Origin of the sequence: Streptomyces colwelliae (assembly GCF_048158785.1) — a bacterium.
Classification (GTDB): Bacteria; Actinomycetota; Actinomycetes; order Streptomycetales; family Streptomycetaceae; genus Streptomyces.
Genome location: NZ_JBLTJC010000708.1, coordinates 1 through 2,269 on the forward strand (window position 1 = coordinate 1; position 2,269 = coordinate 2,269).

Annotated in this window: 2 protein-coding genes and 1 pseudogene; 1 reads left to right on the forward strand and 2 read right to left on the reverse strand. The window is 71.3% G+C overall.

What is annotated here, in order from left to right; translation table 11 throughout:
* Positions 1-125: 125 nt before the first annotated feature.
* Positions 126-362 (reverse strand): annotated as a pseudogene (locus ACNFOC_RS53450) (2'-5' RNA ligase family protein); the annotation flags it as partial.
* A 45-nt stretch (positions 363-407) separates the two neighbouring features.
* On the opposite strand from ACNFOC_RS53450, the gene ACNFOC_RS53455 reads away from it, so the two are divergent.
* The gene (locus ACNFOC_RS53455) at positions 408-920 is read left to right on the forward strand and encodes a GNAT family N-acetyltransferase (protein WP_416966178.1); all 513 of its coding nucleotides are present in this window, start codon (positions 408-410) and stop codon (positions 918-920) included.
* A 39-nt stretch (positions 921-959) separates the two neighbouring features.
* Here ACNFOC_RS53455 and ACNFOC_RS53460 read toward each other — a convergent pair whose 3' ends face one another.
* Complete coding sequence (locus ACNFOC_RS53460) at positions 960-2,231, reverse strand: MFS transporter (RefSeq protein ID WP_416966179.1); 1,272 nt, start codon at positions 2,229-2,231, stop codon at positions 960-962.
* Between the last annotated feature and the right edge of the window lie 38 nt (positions 2,232-2,269).

Below are 2,269 nucleotides of genomic sequence, written 5' to 3' on the forward strand. Positions count from 1 at the left end.
CGGCAGCACCGTGGAGGACGAAGGCCGGGCCGCTGGGGCGCTGTTCGTCGGCTTGCCGTCGGCCTTGGGATCGCTGTCGGAGCCGGCGCAGCCGGAGATCAGTAGTGCCCCGGCCACGAGCACGGTCCGCGCACCGCCAGCCCGAACGGCTCGGTCCGGCGCGCCGCCCGCTCCAGACCGGCCGACAGTTCGGGTACGGCGTCCTCGTCGACCTCGCCGTAGAAGGCGAGGGTGAAGTGCCAGCCCGGGCGGCCGGTCCAGCGGAGTTCGTCCGCGCCCGGGAAGCTCCTCAACTCCTCTGTCACCGAGGCGAGTTCGGACGTCACGTCCTCCGGGGGCAGTACGGCGGCGAAGAGTCTCATGGGCACCAGATTGCCACTGCCCGCTGGCACCATGGGGTCATGACTGTGGCGATCAGCATCAGAGACGGTGGGCCCGACGACGTCCCCGCGATACTCGGCATGCTCGACAGCTCGGTGGCGTGGCTCGTCGCGCAGGGGCGTACCGGGCAGTGGGGCAGCACGCCGTGGTCGGAGAATCCGAAGGGTGTGGCGGTGGTGGAGCGGTATGTGGCGGAGGGCTCGCCCTACATCGTCGAGGTCGACGGGGTGGCCGCCGGGACGCTCACGCTCACCGACTCCCCGGGGCCGTACATCGACGCCGTGGACGAGCCCGAGCGGTACGTCCATCTCCTCGCCTCCGACCGCCGGTTCAAGGGCCACGGCGTCGGCGGCGCGCTGCTCGCGCACGCGGTGGAGGAGACGCGGCGGGCCGGGATCTCCCTGCTGCGGGTGGACTGTTACGCGGGGGACGACCGCAAGCTCGTCGCCTACTACGAGAGCAACGGGTTCACGGCCACCGAGGCGTTCGTCGTCGGGGAGGACCGGTGGCCGGGGCAGGTGCTGGCCCGGAGGGTGTAGCACGCCCTCCGGGCCAGTCCTGCCACGCCACTACAACTCTCAGGCCGCCGTGGCCAGTTGCTCCCGCTCGCGCGGGACGAAGGCCACGCTCGGATGGCCGTGGTTCCAGTCGAACGACAGCCGCAGGTCGCCGATGCGGGCCAGGATCACGCCGATCGTGGCCGCCGCGGCGGCCGCGATGACGCCGCCGAGGGCGAAGCTCGCCCGGGGGCCGTAGGCGTCCGTGATCCAGCCGACGATCGGTGCGCCCACCGGTGTACCGCCCATGAAGACCATCATGAACAGGGCCATGACGCGGCCGCGCATGGCCGGGTCGGTGCCCATCTGGACGGCGGTGTTGGCCGTGACGTTGACCGTCAGGCCGGCGATGCCGATCGGGACCATGAGGAGGGCGAACAGCCAGTAGGAGGGGGCCACCGCGGCCACCACCTCCAGCAGGCCGAAGGCTGCCGCCGCCGCGATCAGGACGCGCAGGCGGGTGGTGCCCCGGCGGGCGGCCAGCAGGGCGCCGATCAGGGAGCCGACCGCCATCAGGGTGTTGAAGAGGCTGTACGCGCCGGCGCCCGCGTGGAAGATGTCGTCCGCGTAGGCCGACAGCCACACCGGGAAGTTGAAGCCGAACGTGCCGATGAAGCCGACGAGGACGATCGGCCAGATCAGGTCGGGGCGGCCGGCGACATAGTGCAGGCCCTCGCGGAGCTGGCCCTTGCCGCGCGGGGCGCGGTGAACGGCCTTCAGGTCGCGGTTGCGCATCAGGAGCAGGCTCGCCAACGGCGCCACGAACGACAGGCCGTTGAAGAGGAACGCCCAGCCCGTGCCGACGCCGGTGATCATGACGCCCGCGACGGCGGGGCCGACCAGGCGGGCGGACTGGAAGTTCGCCGAGTTGAGGCTGACCGCGTTCTGTAGCTGGTCGGGGCCGACCATCTCGGAGACGAAGGACTGGCGGGCCGGGTTGTCGACGACCGTGGCGAGGCCGACGGCGAAGGCGGCGACGTAGACGTGCCAGACCTGGACGTGGCCGGAGAGGGTCAGGAAGGCGAGGGCGAGGCCGGTGAGGGCCATCGCGGACTGCGTGACGAGCAGCGTGGGGCGCTTGGGCAGCCGGTCGACGAGGACACCGCCGTAGAGCCCGAAGAGCAGCATCGGCAGGAACTGGAGGGCGGTCGTGATGCCCACGGCGGCGGAGGAGCCGGTGAGGCTGAGGACCAGCCAGTCCTGGGCGATGCGCTGCATCCAGGTGCCGGTGTTGGAGACGACCTGGCCGATGAAGAACAGGCGGTAGTTCCGGATCTTCAGCGAGCTGAACATCGAGGACTTGCCGGGTGGTGCGGGCGGGGAGTCGGGGG

What these genes read in the sequence shown, in the direction of transcription:
- ACNFOC_RS53460 (WP_416966179.1), bottom strand. Translation starts at nt 2,231, where the DNA reads ATGTTCAGCTCGCTGAAGATCCGGAACTACCGCCTGTTCTTCATCGGC.